Genomic DNA, 18,071 nt, shown 5'->3' with positions numbered 1-18,071 from the left:
ATTTGGGCAGTGAGTAAACAAGCATTGATTGTGTGGGGTGGCTGGGACGGTCATCAGCCTGAAGAGGTGGCTGGTATTTTCGCAGGGTTATTGCGTGAGGAAGGCTTTGGCGTAGAAGTTTCGGATACACTGGACAGCTTCAAAGATGCAGAGCGCTTGGCGGGCGTTGATCTTATCGTTCCAGTATGGACCATGGGTAAAATCGAAAGTGAGCAGTTGAATCCGTTAATCGCTGCGGTAAAAGAAGGCGGAACTGGCATTGCAGGTTGTCATGGCGGCATGGGAGATTCCTTCCGTAATGAAGTGGAATATCAATACATGGTTGGCGGTCAATGGGTAGCGCATCCTGGGAATGACGGCGTTACGTATACGGTTCGAATCAAGGATCGGGGGCATCTATTGACGGAGGGCATGGAAGATTTCGTTGTTGTCTCGGAAAAGTATTACATGCATGTGGATCCAGCCATTCACGTACATGCGGTTACAGACTTTGACGATGTGGAGATGCCGGTTGTTTGGACCAAAACCTATGGAGCGGGCAAGGTATATTATAACTCGCTGGGTCACCAAGCTAACATCGTTCGGATGCCAGAAACACTAGAATTAATGCGTCGCGGCTTACTGTGGGCAACACGATAATGATTAGGGGGAAGTAAGAGATGAGTAAGAAGAAAGTTGGTATTATCGGTTGCGGAAATATTAGTGCAGCCTATATGAAAAATATTCCTAACTTTGAGCATTTGGAGCTGCTCGCGTGTGCCGATATTGATTTGGACAGAGCAAAGGCTCGTGCGGAGGAATTCAGCATTCCTCATGCGTACACGGTTCAAGAGCTATTGAATGATTCGAATATTGATATTGTGATTAATTTGACGATTCCGGCAGCGCATGCCGAAGTCTGTATTCAAGTGTTGGAAGCGGGTAAACACGTGTATGTGGAGAAGCCGCTTGCTGTTACCCGTGAAGAAGGTTTGCAGATCCTAGAAGTTGCGCGCCGTAAGGGATTACTGGTTGGCAGTGCACCGGATACATTCCTCGGAGGAGGTATCCAAACGTGTGTGAAGCTGATAAATGACGGCTGGATTGGCACACCAATTGCAGCAACGGCATTCATGATGGGTAAAGGCCATGAGCATTGGCATCCGGATCCTGAATTTTATTATGCAAAAGGCGGCGGCCCTATGTTCGATATGGGTCCTTACTACTTAACTGCGCTTGTGGCTTTGCTGGGTCCTATCCGCCGAGTAACCGGATCGGCTGCCGCTAGTTTCCCGGAGCGCACCATTTCTAGTGAGAAGAAACGTGGGCAAAAAATAACGGTAGAAACACCAACGCATATTGCGGGTGTACTGGATTTCCATAGCGGAGCGATTGCAACGCTTGTAACAAGCTTTGATATTATGGGCGGCACTCAGCTGCCGAACATTGAAATCTACGGCAGTCAAGGGTCTTTACGTGTTCCGGATCCGAATACATTCGGCGGTCAGGTGCTTATTCGCAAAGGAGGTTCAGATTGGGAGCCGATTCCTCTGTCGCACGGTTACAAAGAAAACCACCGCGGTTTAGGTGTTGCAGCCATGGCTGAGGCCCTGATAAGCGGCCAAAGTGATGCACATCGCGCGAATGGGGAGCTGGCGTACCACGTGCTCGAAGCAATGCATGGCTTCCACGACGCGTCTGACTCTGGGAAGCATTATGTGATGCAAAGCAGCTGTGAAAGACCAGCCCCGCTGTCACCTGATTCGGTACTATAAAAAGTTTTAGATGCGGGACTGTTCCTATGTCATATTTGGAAAATTCAGCTCCTACTTATAAATTTCTCAGTCTGCTGCTACTTCTATTGGAGTTAATCCAGTGGAAGTAGGGTTTTAGCGCCCTAAACGTCGATTTCATTGGGGTTACTCCAATAGAAGCACGAATTTTGAAGCCTGAAGATCAATTCCATTGGAAAAAATCCAATGGAAGTATGAGCTTCGTTTGAATACTGCTTCGAATGTCCCAAAAGTTCAATGACTATAAGTGGCTGTCCCAGGTAGATTTATCTACACTTGGGACAGCCACTTTTTTTGTGTTGACACGAAGGTAAAAGTTTTGGGATATGTGAATGCAAAAGCGCCTCAACCGATTATCGGTGAGGGAGGAATGGACGGGAACGGAGGGATTGATTCCACACGTAGAGAAAGTTCAACACAATATTTTACAAAGAAACCGTAGACGACGATCCCGTCTATACGTCATATCCCTTATCACAAGAGAATTCCATTCTTCGAGCCGTTTTGATTGGGGATTCGAAGACTATTTTGTCATCATTAAAAGCATTTAACGAGGCACTAAAACCGGAAAGCACCTCAAAAGAGCATGTTCTGAAATCAACGCTTGCTTTGGTTTTTGCCTTGTATAGATTCTGCATCGAAAAAAACATTAACACAAATGAAGTTTTCGGGCAAAACTTGGCAGAACTAACGCAGGTGGCGCGTGAAGTCTTCATCACACCAGGGTATTTAAATCTATTGTTTAAACAGGAATTAAAAACAAATTTTTTGGAGTATTTGCATAAAATCCGCATGGAGCATGCTTGTGAAAGGCTGAATAATCGCAGTCAAAAATTAAGCGATATTGCACATGAGGTCGGTTACAACGACGAGAAGTACTTTTTTCAGGTTTTTAAAAAGTACATGGGTATGACTCCCAGCCAATATCGGAACAATCTTGACGGTTAATGTCATAGAGAAAGAGAAAGCTGCCTAATGATGGGCAGCTTTTTTGGATTGTCGGTACTGCAAGGGGCTCATCCCACTCCACCGTTTAAATTGTCTACTGAAATGTGATAAATGAGAATAACCCAATAAGGAGGCGATTTTTTTGAGTGGTAGATCGGGCTGCGCAATGAGGACCTTCGCTTCATGCAATTTAAGATCGGACAAATATTGCCGGGGAGACATCCCAAACACTTTGCGAAAAACCTCAAGTCCGTAACCAGAGCTGATCCCAAGTGAGGAAACAATGTCCTCGATCCGAAATTTCTTTTCTAGCGTTTCTTCGTCTATCGGTGAATATGGATTAAAGGATGCTTTGATGGCCTCAGCAATTGCTTTGGCATACTGAACGGAAGTGGGAGGGATGCTTTCATTCTGATCCTGATCCTGTGCCGGACAGACAAATTGAGACAAGATTCCAAATAACTCAAATAAAGCAGCTTGCAAGCGAAATCGATCAGTTGTCGTATAGTCGCGAGGTTGCATGGCCATTTCAACCCAATCATCGAGAACTTTTCGCAGTTTACCATTTTCCTCGGTTTCAGATAAGAAGAGAATCTTAGAGTTTTTGATCATTTCTTGGCGAAATAGGGGGTCATCTACGTTGAAATGGGCAGTGAAATACGTCATGCCTTCCCTGGATATACAACGGTTAGCATGTTTGAATCCTGGCGGAATCAGAATGATATCTCCGGCTTGCAGCAAGTAACGATTCTTTTCCATGACCGTTTCTTGACAGCCCTTTAGAATTAGATTAACTTCAAAGCCAATATGAGATTCTATGGGCATTTCCCAATTGTTTTCCACTTGCTGTAAGTGAGCTCCAAAAAATTTGACATTCCAATCAAACATGGGAAGCCAATTGGCTTTTTCCCAAGACAAATACTGTTTTTCATTAGCCATATGGGTTCACCTTGGTTTTGGGTAAATTTCACGTTGTTTGGACAATCGCGTATAGATCTATTCTCAATCTATAATAAAGAGAGAAAAGGATCAAGTTGTACGAAAAACGGATGGAGGCTATAGATCATGGAAAACGCTAACATACAGTGGATATCAAGTACGAAAGAATCCGTGTGGCAAGAAAAGCCAGTCTCTCATAATGGCAGTGACGCTGCAAACCTTGCATTCACTGATGAAAAATTTCAATTGGTTGAGGGCTTCGGCGGATGTTTCAATGAGTTGGGTTTCGCCGCGCTTGCTCATTTGTCGGAAAAGGAACGCGGGCAGGTTTTACACTCGCTGTTTCACCCGGATGGTGACCATAAGTTTAGTATTTGCCGTCTTCCGATCGGCGCCAGTGATTACGCACTTGAGTGGTATAGTCTAAATGAGACAGATGGAGATTTTGAAATGAAGCATTTCTCCATCGAAAGGGATCTGAAATATTTGATTCCATATATCAAAGAAGCCTTAAGCTATAATCCGGATTTGAAGTTTTTCGCCTCCCCTTGGAGCCCTCCAACTTGGATGAAGTTCCCTAGAGCCTATAACTATGGCACATTACGTTGGGAGAAGGAAATATTAGCAGCATATGCGCTTTATTTCGTCAAATATGTAGAAGCCTACCGCAATGAAGGGATTACGATTCATCAAATTCACGTTCAAAACGAAGTTGTTGCTGATCAAAAATTCCCATCCTGTTTGTGGACAGGGGAACAGCTCCGCGATTTCATTCGAGATTACTTGGGCCCTGCATTCGAGAAGCATGGGATTGATGCTGAAATTTGGCTGGGAACGATTAACGCGCCAGAACCTTGGCAGGAATGGTTGAAAAAATCGTCGTCTGATTTCAATGCCTATGCTTTTACCGTGCTGAGTGATCCTGAGGCTTACAAGTATATTAAAGGTGTCGGCTACCAGTGGGCTGGAAAATACGGAATCCAAAGAACCGTTCAAAGCTATCCGGAACTTCGTTATATGCAGACGGAAAATGAATGTGGAGACGGCACGAATACGTGGGATTATGCCAAATACATCTTTAACTTGTATCAGCACTATTTCACGAACGGCGTGAATGCCTACATCTATTGGAACATGGTGCTTGAGCCGAAGGGACGCAGCACGTGGGGCTGGGAGCAAAACTCGATGATTACGGTAGATCCAGCGACCAAGGCAGCGACTTTCAACCCAGAATATTATGTGATGAAGCACTTCTCACACTTTGTTTCTCCAGAATCAATACGCATAGGGTTAAAAGGTCCTTGGACCGGAAATGCGCTTGCATTTGAAAAGCCGAACGGAGAAAAAGTGGTCGTGATCGCTAATCCGTTTGCAGAAACAAAGAATGTTTGTTTATCAGACGGAGCAAAGGTAAATACATTTGAACTTGAACCGGATTCGTTCAATACAATAGTTTTTAGTGGAGGAAATGGGCGATGAAAGAGCTGCTATATGGTGTTGCATATTATAGAGAATACATGCCCTATGAACGATTGGACCAAGATATCCAGATGATGAAGGATGCCGGTATTAATTTGGTGCGAATTGCTGAATCGACATGGAGTACGCATGAACCGCAGAATGGGGTATTCGAGTTCTCACATGTAGATCGCGTGTTGGATGCGATGTATGAAGCCGGCATTAAGGTCATAGTCGGAACACCCACATATGCAATTCCTACATGGATGGTGAAGGAGCATCCTGACGTACTGGCTGTAACTCCTAAGGGGCCAGGGCGTTACGGTGCTCGTCAAATTATGGATATTACGAATCCAACGTATTTGTTTTATGCCGAAAGAATCATACGGAAGCTGATCGGTCATGTTCAAAATCACCCTGCGATTATTGGTTATCAGGTAGATAACGAGACCAAACATTATCAAACTGCGGGTTCCAACGTCCAGTTCATGTTCGTGAAATATATGAAAGACAAGTTCGGGACCCTAGAACGTCTCAATCAGGAATTCGGGCTGGACTACTGGAGCAACCGAATTAACAGTTGGGAGGATTTCCCTTCCGTCGTTGGTACGATCAACGGCAGTCTGGGGGTGGAATTCGCCCGATTCCAAAGGAAGCTCGTCACCGATTTTCTGGCGTGGCAAGCATCTATCGTTAATGAGTATAAGCGACCAGGTCAGTTCGTCACGCATAACTTTGATTTCGAGTGGAGAGGTTACTCCTACGGTGTTCAACCGGATGTAGACCATTTCGCTGCGTCATCGTCTTTGGATATTGCCGGAGTGGATATTTATCATCCGTCCCAGGATGAGCTGACAGGAACCGAAATTTCATTTGGTGGAGACGTTACCCGTTCTCTAAAAGGAACCAATTATTTCGTATTGGAAACTCAGGCGCAAGCTTTTCCTAACTGGACTCCTTACCCAGGACAATTAAGGCTTCAGGCATTCAGCCATCTGGCCTCTGGAGCTAACATGGTCTCTTATTGGCATTGGCATTCGATCCACAATTCAGCTGAAACCTACTGGAAGGGCCTGCTAAGTCACGATTTGGAGTCGAATCCCGTTTATGAAGAAGCTAAGACCATCGGTAGAGATTTTAACCGATTGTCGCCGCAGCTTGTGAATCTGCAAAAATCGAATCGGGCCGCGATGCTGGTCAGCAATGAGGCTTTGACGGCGATGGAATGGTTCCCTCTGCCCGGGCGTCAAGTCAACTATAACGATATTGTTCGGCTTATGTACGACCAGTTATATAAAATGAATATCGGTTGTGATATCGTTCATCCGGACAGTGATGCGTTGGAGAATTATGAGCTGATTCTTGTTCCGGCATTATATGCAGCGTCAGATGAACTGCTGGAGCGGTTGAACGCTTTCGTCCGAAATGGCGGGCATGTCGTCTATACGTTTAAAAGTGGCTTTACCAACGAAAATGTCAAAGTCCGCACCACACATCAACCAGGTGCTATCGATGAAGCTTGCGGTATCCACTACAGTATGTTTGTGGAGCCGAAATCTGTTTCATTCAAGGGTGACCCTTTTGAAGTTGGACCGGAGGACAACATCGTGAACACATGGATGGAACTGCTTACTCCTACAACGGCAGAGGTATTGGCTTCTTATGACCATCCTCATTGGGGAGCGTATGCGGCTATTACAAAGAACCGCTATGGGAAAGGCACTGCGACTTATATTGGCTGTCTGCCGAGCGCTGCCTTGATGAGTAAGGTGCTGGAAAAGGCAGTCAAAGATGCCGGACTATGGGGGAAGGATCAAGATATCCAGTATCCTCTTATTGTTAAATCGGGCGTTAATGACCAAGGGAAGACCATCCGTTACTATTTCAATTACTCGGACCGTAGCGAGACGTTGAAGTATCCGCACGGTGAGGGGAAAGAATTGTTGAGTGGACAGGCTGTGAAGCAAGGTGAGGTCAGGGAGCTGACTCGCTGGGGAATTGCGATTATCGAAGAAGCGTAACTGATGAGGTTATACAAAGAAGACTAACTAGAGAGGTAGTCTTCTTTTGTTGCGCGTGGCTGCGTATCGATTGGAGAAAATGCATAATTGACTAAACGTTCGGAAATGCCCAATAAGAATTCGTAGAAGCTTCTATTTCGAGAAGAAATGGCTAGTGTGGAAAATGGGAGTCTCTGGAGACTCTTATTTGATGCCGAACACAGCTCAGATTATCAGCGGCTATGCAAGTATCCACGGAGAGTAGAACCGCGTGAGCATGAAGTGAGTTTGGCGCCTCCCACATTTGAGGGGGGGCTTTTTAGTATGGAACAGTACTATAGCTATGAAAAACAGCCTTACGATCAGGGGAGTTTGCATAAAAGCAGAGTAGATGTAAATATAACGATGAAATTAATCGTTAAAGTATTGGTCTTGAGCACAAGCCCAACTTTAACGATGAAAAACATGCTTACGAGCACGATAATTCACATAAAGGCAGGGTAGATGGAAGTATAACGATGAAATTCATCGTTAAAGTATTGATCTTGAGCAGAAGCCCAACTTTAACGATGAAAAACATGCTTACGAGCAGGAAAATTCACATAAAAGCAGAGTAGATGAAAGTATAAMGATGAAATTCATCGTTAAAGTATTGGTCTTGAGCAGAAGCCCAACTTTAACGATGAAAAACATGCTTACGAGCAGGAAAATTCACATAAAAGCAGAGTAGATGGAAGTATAACGATGAAATTCATCGTTAAAGTGATGATCTTGACCGCATAGGATCATTCCACGGAAATAAGAGCCCACAGAGGCTTCTATTTCGTGAAAAAGTGGATAATGTTGGGCGATAAGAGTCTCTAAAGACTCTTATTGGACCGCGAACGTAGCTCATTTGGGTTATTCGGCGGAAATAAGAGCCCCCAGAAGCTTCTATTTCGTGAAAAAGTGGATAATGTTGGGCGATAAGAGTCTTTAAAGACTCTTATTTGACCGTGAATGCAGCCCATTTGGATTATTCCGCAGAAATAAGCCCCCCAGAAGCTTCTAAATTGTGAAAAAGTGGTTAAAGGTATTTGAATTGAAAAGCCGTAATAGGCTAGGTACACTTTGACCTAGTTTATCGATGCAAGATTCGCTCGCGAGGAAAGTCTCTCGATGAAATGAGTATCGACTTTGATCTTAGTGCCAGCACTTTGCTCTAACTCAATCGATTCAATTAGCAGATCCACAGCGAGATAAGCCATGCGCTGCTTTTCCACATGGACGGTCGTTAATTCTGGCGAAACAATTACCGCTTCGGAGATATTGTCAAAACCGATAACGGACACGTCATCTGGTATTCGGTATCCGAGTTCTTGAAGGGTCTTCATAGCGCTGATGGCGATATAATCGCATTCGCAAAATAGAGCAGTCGGCAAACGATGCCCTTCCTTCAGGAATGCGAGCAACTGAGCTTTGAGCGAATCTTGGGAGGATAGGATGGTAGGCGCTACGGAAAATTTGTGGGTATTCAGAATCTCCCTGCCATGTTCTTGAATGGCTGCGGTAAAGCCACGTTTTCTTTCCTCGAAATTATGAATTCTCACATTCGATTCAATATAGCCAATATCGGTATGTCCTATCTCACAGAGATGAGTGCCTGCCTGATAAGCGCCCATAAAATTGTTGATTTCTACAAAATGAATCGGCAGTGTATCAAAGCAGGTGTCTAAAACAACGAGATGCGATTGAAGTTTGTTGGCAATATCTGCGATTTGCTCCTTATTTAAGTTCGTACCTAAAAGGACGACGCCATTACTTTTCTTTTCCTCTGCAACCATCCGAATATCCCTCTCCAAAAACTCCATATCGATGGAGGAAAAAAGTAAGGAATAGCCTTTCGTACGGCATCGTTCCTCAATGAATTGGATAAGTTCCCTAAAAAATGGTTGTTGATAAAACTGCTCTAGTACGATGCCAGAGTTTGATATGACTAAAAAGGTAAGCGATTTAGCTGTATGGTCAATGGATGGGGATTTTGCTCTAGGGAGGTATCCGCTTTCCTGTGCGATTTGCAGGATGCGTTCCCGTGTTTCTGGACTGATTCCAGGCTTTCCACTGAAAGCAAAAGATACGGCAGATTTGGAAACGCCTGCTAATTTCGCAATATCTTCCATCTTCATTATCGGATTCCTCATTTCATGTTAACTAATTCGTTAAGTAAGTTTAGTTTACAACGATTGATAAACATATACAAGTTGAATCTAATTTGTTTAGTTGAGTTTAGTTGAAAACAAACTAAATTTTATTTTAAAATAGCTAAAATAAGTCGTTGACACCAGAAAATCAGGGTGATAGGATGATTTTATAAAGTTTGTTAAGTAAATTGTTTACATCATTAAACACTAAAATTAATTAGAGTTTAGTTATTTCGTTGAATTCTTTCTTACAATGTTTAGTTCTTTATTCATCCATTTATCATTTGACTTTTAGAGGAGAGACATGACATGAAGAAATTTAAACTGGGCTACGCCCCTACCCGTCGTTTTGTATTTAGTGCTGAAGATGCTTTCAAGTATAAGGTTCAAATCCGGGAGAAAATCGAGAGCTTTGGTTTGGACATCGACATCGTGGACTTAGAGGGTCTGAATTCCGAGGGGCTGCTTTATGATGACCATATCAATGCGGATGCGATTATTGAACGCTTCAAAGAAGAAAAGGTGGACGCTGTCTTTTTTCCGCATTGTAACTTTGGTACCGAGGATACCGTGGCACGGGTTGGTAAAGCGCTTGGAAAGCCTGTGTTGTTATGGGGACCTCGCGATGAATCGCCTCTAGAGGACGGTATGCGTTTGAGGGATACCCAATGCGGGCTATTCGCCACAGGTAAAGTGCTGCGCCGGTTTAATGTGCCTTTTACGTATGTGACCAACAGTCGGGTGAATGATCCAGTATTTGAACGTGGATTTATCAATTTCATTGCGGCTGCGAATGTGGTTCGTCAAATGCGTAACCTGCGTATTTTGCAAATTGGACCACGGCCAGCGTCTTTCTTAACGATGATGTGTAACGAAGGGGAACTGCTGGAGCGCTTCGGCATCGAGATTCATCCCATTACGCTGATCGATATTCAACGGACATCGAAACAGATTGAAAAAGGAAGCAGTGCTGAGCTGAATGATGCTATTGCCTACATCAAAGAAAAGCTTGATTACAGCGAAGTTACTGAGGATGACGTGAAACGTATCGCAGCACTGAAAGTAGCTATGAAACAATACGCAACCAAAACCGGCAGTACAGCTATCGCTATCCAATGCTGGTCTTCTCTTCAAGATGCTATGGGAATTATGCCTTGTCTGGCTAATGCGATTCTAACGGATGAACAGATTCCGGTAACCTGCGAAACCGACATTCACGGAGCGATTACCTCCATCATGGTGCAAGCAGCTTCGATGAACCAAGCTCCGACATTCTTCGCCGACTTGACGGTCCGTCATCCTGAGAATCCGAACGGAGAGCTGCTCTTTCACTGCGGTAATTTCCCTGTTTCTCTCTCGGTTGAGGATAAGCCAAAGCTGCGCAAGCACTTCTTGTTCGATGACCATGCGCCAGGTACTCACGAAGGGGAAATCAAAGGCGGCGGAATAACGCTGGCCCGTTTTGACGGCGACCATGGGGAATATCAGTTATTTTTAGGGCGTGCACAGGGTATCAAAGGTCCTTATACACGCGGTTCCTATGTTTGGGTTGAAGTCAATGACTGGTCGTTATGGGAAGAGAAGTTGGTGAAAGGTCCTTATGTTCACCATGCCGTCGGTATACACGCTAATGTGATTCCTGCACTATATGAAGCGTGCCAATATATACCAGGTCTTTCCCCGGATCCCGTGGATCCGACGGTACAAGAAATTCAGGCGTGGCTGCGCGGCTCTGATCTGTAAACCAAGCGTTTGCTTACGAAGCCAGTTTTGCTAAAGCAAAACTCAGTTAGAGCTTACGAAGCTAGTTTTCCTACGGAAAACTCAAAGGAGGATAACATGAATCATACAGAACTGAAAGCAAAGGCTATCCAGATCCGTATGGATCTGCTGAAGATGATACACGGAGCCAAGACAGGACATACCGGAGGCTCCCTCAGTAATACGGATATTTTGACGGCATTATATTATAAAATCATGAAAATCGATCTACAGAATCCGAAATGGGCGGAGCGGGACCGCTTCATCGCTAGCAAGGGCCACTCGGTGGAATCACTGTGGTGCATCCTTGCCGATCTAGGCTTTTTCCCGAAAGAAGAGCTTGAGACCTTCAGTCAATTCGGTACACGTTTGATCGGCCATCCTAATAATAAAGTGCCTGGGATTGAAATGAACACCGGTGCTCTTGGGCATGGGCTTGCTATTTCGGTAGGCATGGCACTTGCGGCTAAACGAGATGGTAAAAGCTATCGTGTATTTTGCCTCATGGGTGATGGCGAGCAGGCAGAAGGCTCTGTTTGGGAGGCGGCTATGGCTGGTCCCCATTTTAAGCTTGACAATCTCGTGGGTATTATTGACCGAAATCGCCTGCAAATCAGCGGCAGCACGGAAGAAGTCATGGGGCTGGAGCCACTTGAAGAGAAGTGGGCGGCATTCGGTTGGAACGTTGTTTCCATTGACGGAAACGATATGGAATCTCTGGTTGAGGCTTTCGGGTCAGTGCCAACTGTACCTGGAAAACCTACCTTGGTCATGGCCAATACGGTGAAAGGCAAGGGCGTTTCCTTTGCCGAAAATAATCCTGCGTGGCACCATCATGTGCCTAACGATACACAGCTTTCGCAAGCATTGGAAGAGCTTTCCGCGGCGCTTGAGCTATTGAGTCAAGAAGGGCAGGTGCGCTAAACATGAATACGATCCCTAACCGTCAGGTTATTTGCGAGACACTATTGAAATTGGCGGAAACCGATCCGGATATTATGGTTCTAACTAGCGATTCCCGAGGTTCCGCGGCTATGGCGCCTTTCGCCAATGCGTTTCCTAATCAATTCGTTGAGGTCGGCATCGCCGAGCAAAATATTGTCGGCATCTCGGCTGGTCTAGCCCATAGCGGGAAGAAGCCCTTTGTCACTTCGCCGGCTTGTTTCTTAAGTATGCGCTCCATTGAGCAGATCAAAGTGGACGTGGCTTATTCTGGAACCAATGTGAAGCTTGTAGGCATAAGCGGAGGAGTTAGCTATGGCGCCCTCGGCATGTCACACCATTCTGTTCAGGATATAGCTGTAGCCCGAGCAATTCCGGGACTTGCGGTCGTATTGCCTGCCGATCGTCATGAAACGAAGAGAATGACTGAGGCTTTAGTTAAGCACCAAGGCGGCGTTTATGTTCGTATTGGAAGAAATGCTGTAGAGGATGTCTACGAATCCGATGACTATGAATTCGTCATTGGCAAAGCGGTGACGTTGCGTGATGGCACGGATCTGACGATCATTGCTACTGGAGAAACCGTTCGGGTAGCTCTCGATACGGAGAAAGCTCTCCAAGAGGTCGGCGTATCCTGCCGAGTCATCAATATGCACACGATTAAGCCGTTAGACGAAGAAGCGATCATTCGTGCTGCCGGGGAAACGGGGCATATCATTACGGTTGAGGAGCACAGTATCTACGGAGGGCTCGGAGCCGCAGTCGCAGAGGTAGTCGTCCAGCATCAACTTGTTCCGATGCGTATTATCGGCATTCCGGATGAACCAGCCATCGCGGGCAAAAGCTCGGAAGTATTCAAGCATTACGGGATCCATACAGATAATCTTAAGCGTGTAGCGCTTGAGATGCTTGGCAAGTAGGTGGGCAGCCCATGATTGAAACCTTTATCCTAGCCATAGATCAAAGTACATCGGGTACGAAGGCTTTGATCATAGATCGTTCCGGAAGTATCATCGCCCGCAGTACGGCCGAACATAAGCAGAGTTACCCGCAATCTGGCTGGGTGGAGCATGATCCTCTTGAGATTTATAACAATGTGAAAAAAACAGCTCATCATGTCATGGAATTGGCCGGCATTGACGCCAATCAGTTAGCCGGTCTGACCATTACTAATCAGCGTGAAACGGCTGTGGTCTGGGATCGAACATCAGGTCTGCCGGTCTATCCAGCTATCGTTTGGCAATGTCAGCGGACAGCGGATCGATGCGCGGCATATAAAGCTGCTAATATGGAAGAGATCGTTCGCGCCAAGACGGGCCTGCTTCTAGACCCCTACTTTTCTGCAACCAAGTGGGGGTGGATATTGGAGCATGCTGAAGGCGCTGAGGAGAAGCTTGGACAAGGGAAGCTTCTGGCCGGGACGGTAGACAGCTGGCTCCTGTGGAAGCTCACGGGGGGCAGCGTTCATGCCACTGATTTTACGAATGCTAGCCGAACGTCATTATTCAATATTCATACGCTAGAGTGGGACAAAGAGTTATGCGAATGGTTCCACATTCCATCTGCCATACTGCCGGAGGTTAAATCCTCCGATGAGATTTTCGGCTATACACAGGATCCTGAGCTATTCTCAGCAAACATTCCTATCTCGGGCATCATTGGTGACTCTCAAGCCGCTTTATTTGGCAATCAATGTTTTGATACCGGTATGGCCAAAGCGACGTACGGTACCGGCACCTCTGTACTCATGAACATTGGCGAGAAACATGATCAGCTTGGAAATGGCTTGGTGACTACCATTGCATGGGGAATGAGCGGAGAGATCACCTATGCTCTTGAAGCAATCATTCGCACCTCTGGCGATACGATCAAATGGGTTCGTGACCAATTGGGCCTTTTTAGCAGTTTTAATGAGATGGAGGAATTGATTGCTCAAGCTCCGAATAACGAAGGTGTATATCTAGTACCGGCATTCGTCGGACTAGGCGCTCCTTATTGGGACCCCTATGCCAGGGCAGCTATTACGGGGATGAGCCGGGGAACCGGGAAATCACATATCATCCGCGCCGCACTGGAAAGCATAGCCTATCAAGTGAAGGATGCGGTAGAGTTGATGCAAGCTGAATCCGGCATCCGGCTGAAAGAACTGCGCGCAGATGGAGGCGCTTCCGATAATACCACGCTTATGCAGTTTCAAGCAGATGTGCTGGAACGCAGCGTCATCAAATCGGAGGTTGCCGAGCTTTCTGCGATGGGTTCTGTTTATCTAGGGGGGCTTGGGGTCGGATTTTGGTTATCGCTTGACGAGCTTAAGAACCGGGGCCAAATTTATTCTGCCTATGAGTCAAAGATGCAGGAAAACATACGTGAACAGCATATCAATGGATGGAAACATGCGGTAGCTTTGGTACTATGCACAACTAAAAAGGCGGAGGCTTAGACAATGACGTTTAATGAAGAGTCGAAGATAGGTCAAATTTGGGCGAGTCCAGCAGGTAGAGCCTTGCTTTTGACATATTTACCTCATCTCAAGGATTCCCCATTTCTTTCGTTCATTAAGAAAAATACGTTGCCATCGTACAATGCGTTCAATCCAGCTTGGACAATAGCACCGGAATTGATGGAGACAATACTCACAGAGTTGTCCCTAATCGAAGTTGAAGCAGAAACGGATGAAGGAATCACTCCAGCCGTCGATTATGAGAACGATGATGTAGCTTTGGGGTCAGCGAGGACCAATGCGCCCGATCAAATTGAAAAATGGGGCGTTTACGAGCTAACGCTTCAAGGGCCGCAACACGGTAATCCGTTCGTGGATGTAAGCTTGGAGGCTGAATTCAATTTCGAAGGCCGAGTTGTCCGTACTCTAGGTTTTTATGACGGGCAAGGTATTTATCGGATCCGTTTTATGCCGGATGCGGAAGGTACGTGGACGTACAGTACCAATAGTAACGCGCGCTCCCTTAGTGGACTGACAGGGCAATTTATATGTACAGCCCCGGATGAGGGGAACCATGGACCGGTACGGATCAAGAATACCTTCCATTTCGCATACGAGGACGGGACTCCTTATATTCCGGTCGGGACCACTAGTTACGTCTGGACCCATCAAGGCGATGAGTTGGAGGAAGAGACGCTGACTACGCTTAAATCTGCCCCTTTCAATAAGATGCGCATGTGTGTCTTCCCGAAATCCTACCAGTTTAACGCGAATGAGCCAGTGTATTACCCTTACGAGGGCTCCCTAGAGGAAGGTTGGGATTATACGCGATTCAATCCTGCCTTCTTTCAACACTTGGAAAATAGAATCTCTGACCTTGGGAAGCTTGGCATCGAAGCAGACTTGATATTATTCCATGGGTATGACCGTTGGGGCTTCTCCGAAATGTCCAAGTCCGCAGATGACCGTTACCTGCGATATCTGACAGCCCGGTTATCGGCTTATCGTCATGTTTGGTGGTCACTCGCCAATGAGTATGATTTGATGTGGAAGAAGGAGACGGAGGATTGGGAACGCTTCGCTAAGATCGTAACAGAGAATGATCCGAATCATCATTTAATATCCATTCATAACTGCTTCGGTTTCTACGATTACAGTCGGCCTTGGATCACTCACTGCAGCATCCAGCGGGTCGATGTTTATCGAACTGCGGAAAATACCAACGAATGGCGTGAGCGGTGGCAGAAGCCAATTGTCATTGACGAATGCGCGTATGAAGGGAACATTGATCAGGGCTGGGGGAACATTTCCGGACTGGAAATGGTGCGCCGCTTCTGGGAAGGCGCCATTAGAGGCGGCTATGTCGGTCATGGTGAAACCTATTTGCATGACGAGGACATCCTTTGGTGGTCCAAGGGTGGGAAGCTTTACGGAAGCAGCCCTGAACGGATCTCCTTCCTGCACAAAATTATGGCAGAGGGCCCTGCAGAAGGCCTGAATCCGTTAAAGTCCGAGTGGGATGCTCCGTCAGCGGGCGTTCCAGATGAATATTACTTGTACTACTATGGCTTTAACCAACCCAGTTTCAGGAAGTACAGCATGAAGCCAGGCATCCGTTACAAAGTGGATGTTATCGACACGTGGAATATGCTCATCAATGAGCAGCCTGGAACTTATGAGGGAGACTTCCGGATCGAGCTGCCTGGGACATCGTATATTGCCGTTAGATTTAGGAAGGTATAGAGATTGATTGACAACAATAATGACATGCAAGCTGACAACAGTTTGCTTGTCATTTTTTGCAATGAACACCGCAGGGTGATTTTGTTCCTGTCTTCGTTGTACAATAGGGAGACCTTACACCTTATAGAGGAGAGCGTCTTCATGCGAAAAATGAAATTATGGCTGAACTCCTTACGTTTCAAGCTTTTCTCTGGATTATTATTCACGATTGTTCCTCTTATCATCGTTTTGCTTATAATCAACCATTACTCGGCTCAAGTCGTTCGCAACCAAGTGGCCCAGTCCAATAAAAACATGCTGAGCTTATACATGGGGCAGATCGACCGCAATTTGCAGGAAGTAGACAACTTCTTGATCAACTTATCCCAAACGAATTTGGATTTACTTGATTTGGATACGGACAGGATTGCCAACGAAAATAATTACATGAAAGCTAAGCTTCGTCTGTTTCAAACAATTAATACCAGTGTCAGCTATTACAAAGGAATCGATTCGTTCTTTATATATTCCAGCCTAAACAAAGATCTGCTAATGACTCAAGGTTTCGGAAGCAGCTTTGATGAACGAAATCAGGTGGCAAATGAAATTGTAAAGATGCTGCAGGATACCACGGTGACTCCAAATGTTTATCGCTGGTATACTTGGCAATCGGAAGGCAACCATTATGTCTATCATGTGATTAAAACCGGTAATGTCTATGTTGGGGCATGGGTAGATGCCAATAAGCTGATGATCCCTCTTCAACTCATTAACCTGGGATCTAACGGTGCGGCGCTTTTAACCTCAGATCAACTAGAACCCATGAGTCACGGAGAATTAATTGAACAGAAAGGCATTCAATTAGCTCTAACCAATCAGGCCTACACACTTTCGGGAACGAATGCGGATTATTTAGTCATGGGGGAACCGTCGAAGAAAGGTAACTTTTATTTATTCGCTTTAATCCCCGAGGAAACCGCACTAGAGAATTTACCTTATCTTCAACGTATTTCTTCCATCATATCGATGGGAGCCATTGCATTTCTGCTGATGTTTGTCTTTTACATGAGAAAAGTGTTCTTGCTGCCGATCAATCGAATCATCCTAGCAATGAGAAAGTTAGGCGATGGCCGTTGGAATTCGCAAATCGAGCATTACCCGACATCTACTGAGTTTAGTATGATGAACGAAACCTATAACCGTATGATTACTGAAATTCAACATCTGAAAATTAATGTCTATGAAGAAAAGTTAATGCATCAGCATGCTGAGCTTAAGCATTTGCAGCTTCAGATCAATCCTCACTTCTTTTTGAATTCGTTGAACATCGTCTACAACTTGGCAACGGTAAAGGATTTCAAATTAATTCAGGAGATGACGAAGTGTCTGGTTGCTTACTTCCGGTTTATGTTCCGAAGTAATTCCTATTTGGTAACACTCAAGGATGAACTGCTTCATACCCAGAACTACTTGCGTATTCAAGAGCTTCGATTTCCGGGGATTTTATCGTATCAGATCGAAGCGCCAGATGCTGTTCTTTCGCTGCAGATTCCTCCGCTTGTCATTCAGACGATGGTCGAGAATGCCATTAAACATGCTGTTAATATGGATGAACAGATTCGGATCGATATCCGGGTGAATACGGAGGAAGACGAAGAAAACCAATGGGTGGTTATTCATATTGAGGATACAGGAGCAGGCTTTCCAGATCCTATTTTGGAATTATTGAAGAGCAATATGGATTTGACTAGTGAAGAAGGGGAGCACATCGGGATCTGGAATGTCAAACGTAGACTACACTTGTTGTATTCCGATAAAGCCGCTATTGATTTCTATAATGAAGTCGGCAAAGGCGCTTGCGTGCGAATCCGCATACCCGCAGATGTTCCACCTACAGGAGGTGAGTAAA

14 protein-coding genes are annotated in these 18,071 nt (G+C 45.5%); 12 read left to right on the top strand and 2 right to left on the bottom strand.

Annotated elements, in window-relative coordinates; all coding sequences use genetic code 11:
- The first annotated feature begins 9 nt into the window (after positions 1-9).
- The 3 genes from ASG85_RS20495 (at position 10) to ASG85_RS20485 (ending at position 2,720) form a co-directional block, all read left to right on the top strand.
- The gene (locus ASG85_RS20495) at positions 10-639 is read left to right on the top strand and encodes a ThuA domain-containing protein (RefSeq protein WP_057307696.1); all 630 of its coding nucleotides are present in this window, start codon (positions 10-12) and stop codon (positions 637-639) included.
- Positions 640-659: 20 nt separating this feature from the next.
- Positions 660-1,754: a Gfo/Idh/MocA family protein gene (locus ASG85_RS20490; protein ID WP_057307695.1), complete on the top strand. Its 1,095-nt coding sequence runs from the start codon at positions 660-662 to the stop codon at positions 1,752-1,754.
- A 546-nt stretch (positions 1,755-2,300) separates the two neighbouring features.
- Positions 2,301-2,720, top strand: coding sequence for a helix-turn-helix transcriptional regulator (locus ASG85_RS20485; protein ID WP_057307694.1), 420 nt, complete (start codon positions 2,301-2,303; stop codon positions 2,718-2,720).
- 24 nt (positions 2,721-2,744) lie between these two features.
- Here the strand turns inward: ASG85_RS20485 and ASG85_RS20480 are convergent, their stop codons facing one another.
- Positions 2,745-3,659 (bottom strand): AraC family transcriptional regulator, encoded by a 915-nt coding sequence (locus tag ASG85_RS20480; RefSeq protein WP_057307693.1) that lies wholly within the window; start codon positions 3,657-3,659, stop codon positions 2,745-2,747.
- A gap of 126 nt (positions 3,660-3,785) precedes the next feature.
- On the opposite strand from ASG85_RS20480, the gene ASG85_RS20475 reads away from it, so the two are divergent.
- The 3 genes from ASG85_RS20475 (at position 3,786) to ASG85_RS20465 (ending at position 7,621) form a co-directional block, all read left to right on the top strand.
- Entirely contained in the window at positions 3,786-5,138 is a 1,353-nt protein-coding gene (locus ASG85_RS20475; RefSeq protein WP_060647622.1) for a glycoside hydrolase family 30 protein, read from the top strand.
- Positions 5,135-7,138, top strand: a complete 2,004-nt coding sequence (locus ASG85_RS20470; RefSeq protein WP_060647621.1) for a beta-galactosidase — start codon at positions 5,135-5,137, stop codon at positions 7,136-7,138. Before ASG85_RS20475 ends, ASG85_RS20470 begins: the two co-directional genes overlap by 4 nt.
- Before the next feature lie 303 nt (positions 7,139-7,441).
- Positions 7,442-7,621 carry a hypothetical protein gene (locus tag ASG85_RS20465; protein ID WP_060647620.1) on the top strand — a complete coding sequence of 60 codons (180 nt, stop codon included), beginning with the start codon at positions 7,442-7,444 and terminating at the stop codon, positions 7,619-7,621.
- Between the two features lie 611 nt (positions 7,622-8,232).
- Here the strand turns inward: ASG85_RS20465 and ASG85_RS20460 are convergent.
- Complete coding sequence (locus ASG85_RS20460) at positions 8,233-9,282, bottom strand: LacI family DNA-binding transcriptional regulator (RefSeq protein WP_156390276.1); 1,050 nt, start codon at positions 9,280-9,282, stop codon at positions 8,233-8,235.
- Between the two features lie 324 nt (positions 9,283-9,606).
- Here ASG85_RS20460 and ASG85_RS20455 point away from each other — a divergent pair, with 324 nt between their 5' ends.
- The 6 genes from ASG85_RS20455 (at position 9,607) to ASG85_RS20430 (ending at position 18,070) form a co-directional block, all read left to right on the top strand.
- Positions 9,607-11,040 (top strand): L-fucose/L-arabinose isomerase family protein, encoded by a 1,434-nt coding sequence (locus ASG85_RS20455; protein ID WP_057307688.1) that lies wholly within the window; start codon positions 9,607-9,609, stop codon positions 11,038-11,040.
- 96 nt (positions 11,041-11,136) lie between these two features.
- Entirely contained in the window at positions 11,137-11,982 is an 846-nt protein-coding gene (locus tag ASG85_RS20450; protein ID WP_057307687.1) for a transketolase, read from the top strand.
- Between the two features lie 2 nt (positions 11,983-11,984).
- Positions 11,985-12,920 carry a transketolase family protein gene (locus ASG85_RS20445; RefSeq protein WP_057307686.1) on the top strand — a complete coding sequence of 312 codons (936 nt, stop codon included), beginning with the start codon at positions 11,985-11,987 and terminating at the stop codon, positions 12,918-12,920.
- Positions 12,921-12,931: 11 nt separating this feature from the next.
- Positions 12,932-14,440, top strand: a complete 1,509-nt coding sequence (glpK, locus tag ASG85_RS20440) for a glycerol kinase GlpK (RefSeq protein WP_057307685.1) — start codon at positions 12,932-12,934, stop codon at positions 14,438-14,440.
- A 3-nt stretch (positions 14,441-14,443) separates the two neighbouring features.
- A complete protein-coding gene (locus ASG85_RS20435; RefSeq protein ID WP_057307684.1) occupies positions 14,444-16,183 on the top strand; it encodes a DUF5605 domain-containing protein in 1,740 nt (579 codons plus the stop codon).
- A gap of 141 nt (positions 16,184-16,324) precedes the next feature.
- Positions 16,325-18,070, top strand: a complete 1,746-nt coding sequence (locus ASG85_RS20430) for a sensor histidine kinase (RefSeq protein ID WP_057307683.1) — start codon at positions 16,325-16,327, stop codon at positions 18,068-18,070.
- Position 18,071: the final 1 nt, after the last annotated feature.

The organism is Paenibacillus sp. Soil724D2 (assembly GCF_001427935.1).
Taxonomy (GTDB): domain Bacteria; phylum Bacillota; class Bacilli; order Paenibacillales; family NBRC-103111; genus Paenibacillus_E.
This window is presented reverse-complemented; position numbering and strand designations above follow the sequence as displayed.

Excerpts from the sequence above, each read along its gene's own strand:
- ASG85_RS20490 (WP_057307695.1), top strand. The coding sequence starts at position 660 with ATGAGTAAGAAGAAAGTTGGTATTATCGGTTGCGGAAATATTAGTGCA.
- ASG85_RS20480 (WP_057307693.1), bottom strand. The coding sequence starts at position 3,659 with ATGGCTAATGAAAAACAGTATTTGTCTTGGGAAAAAGCCAATTGGCTT.
- ASG85_RS20475 (WP_060647622.1), top strand. The coding sequence starts at position 3,786 with ATGGAAAACGCTAACATACAGTGGATATCAAGTACGAAAGAATCCGTG.
- ASG85_RS20470 (WP_060647621.1), top strand. The coding sequence starts at position 5,135 with ATGAAAGAGCTGCTATATGGTGTTGCATATTATAGAGAATACATGCCC.
- ASG85_RS20465 (WP_060647620.1), top strand. The coding sequence starts at position 7,442 with ATGGAACAGTACTATAGCTATGAAAAACAGCCTTACGATCAGGGGAGT.
- ASG85_RS20460 (WP_156390276.1), bottom strand. The coding sequence starts at position 9,282 with ATGAAGATGGAAGATATTGCGAAATTAGCAGGCGTTTCCAAATCTGCC.
- ASG85_RS20455 (WP_057307688.1), top strand. The coding sequence starts at position 9,607 with ATGAAGAAATTTAAACTGGGCTACGCCCCTACCCGTCGTTTTGTATTT.
- ASG85_RS20450 (WP_057307687.1), top strand. The coding sequence starts at position 11,137 with ATGAATCATACAGAACTGAAAGCAAAGGCTATCCAGATCCGTATGGAT.
- ASG85_RS20445 (WP_057307686.1), top strand. The coding sequence starts at position 11,985 with ATGAATACGATCCCTAACCGTCAGGTTATTTGCGAGACACTATTGAAA.
- glpK (WP_057307685.1), top strand. The coding sequence starts at position 12,932 with ATGATTGAAACCTTTATCCTAGCCATAGATCAAAGTACATCGGGTACG.
- ASG85_RS20435 (WP_057307684.1), top strand. The coding sequence starts at position 14,444 with ATGACGTTTAATGAAGAGTCGAAGATAGGTCAAATTTGGGCGAGTCCA.
- ASG85_RS20430 (WP_057307683.1), top strand. The coding sequence starts at position 16,325 with ATGCGAAAAATGAAATTATGGCTGAACTCCTTACGTTTCAAGCTTTTC.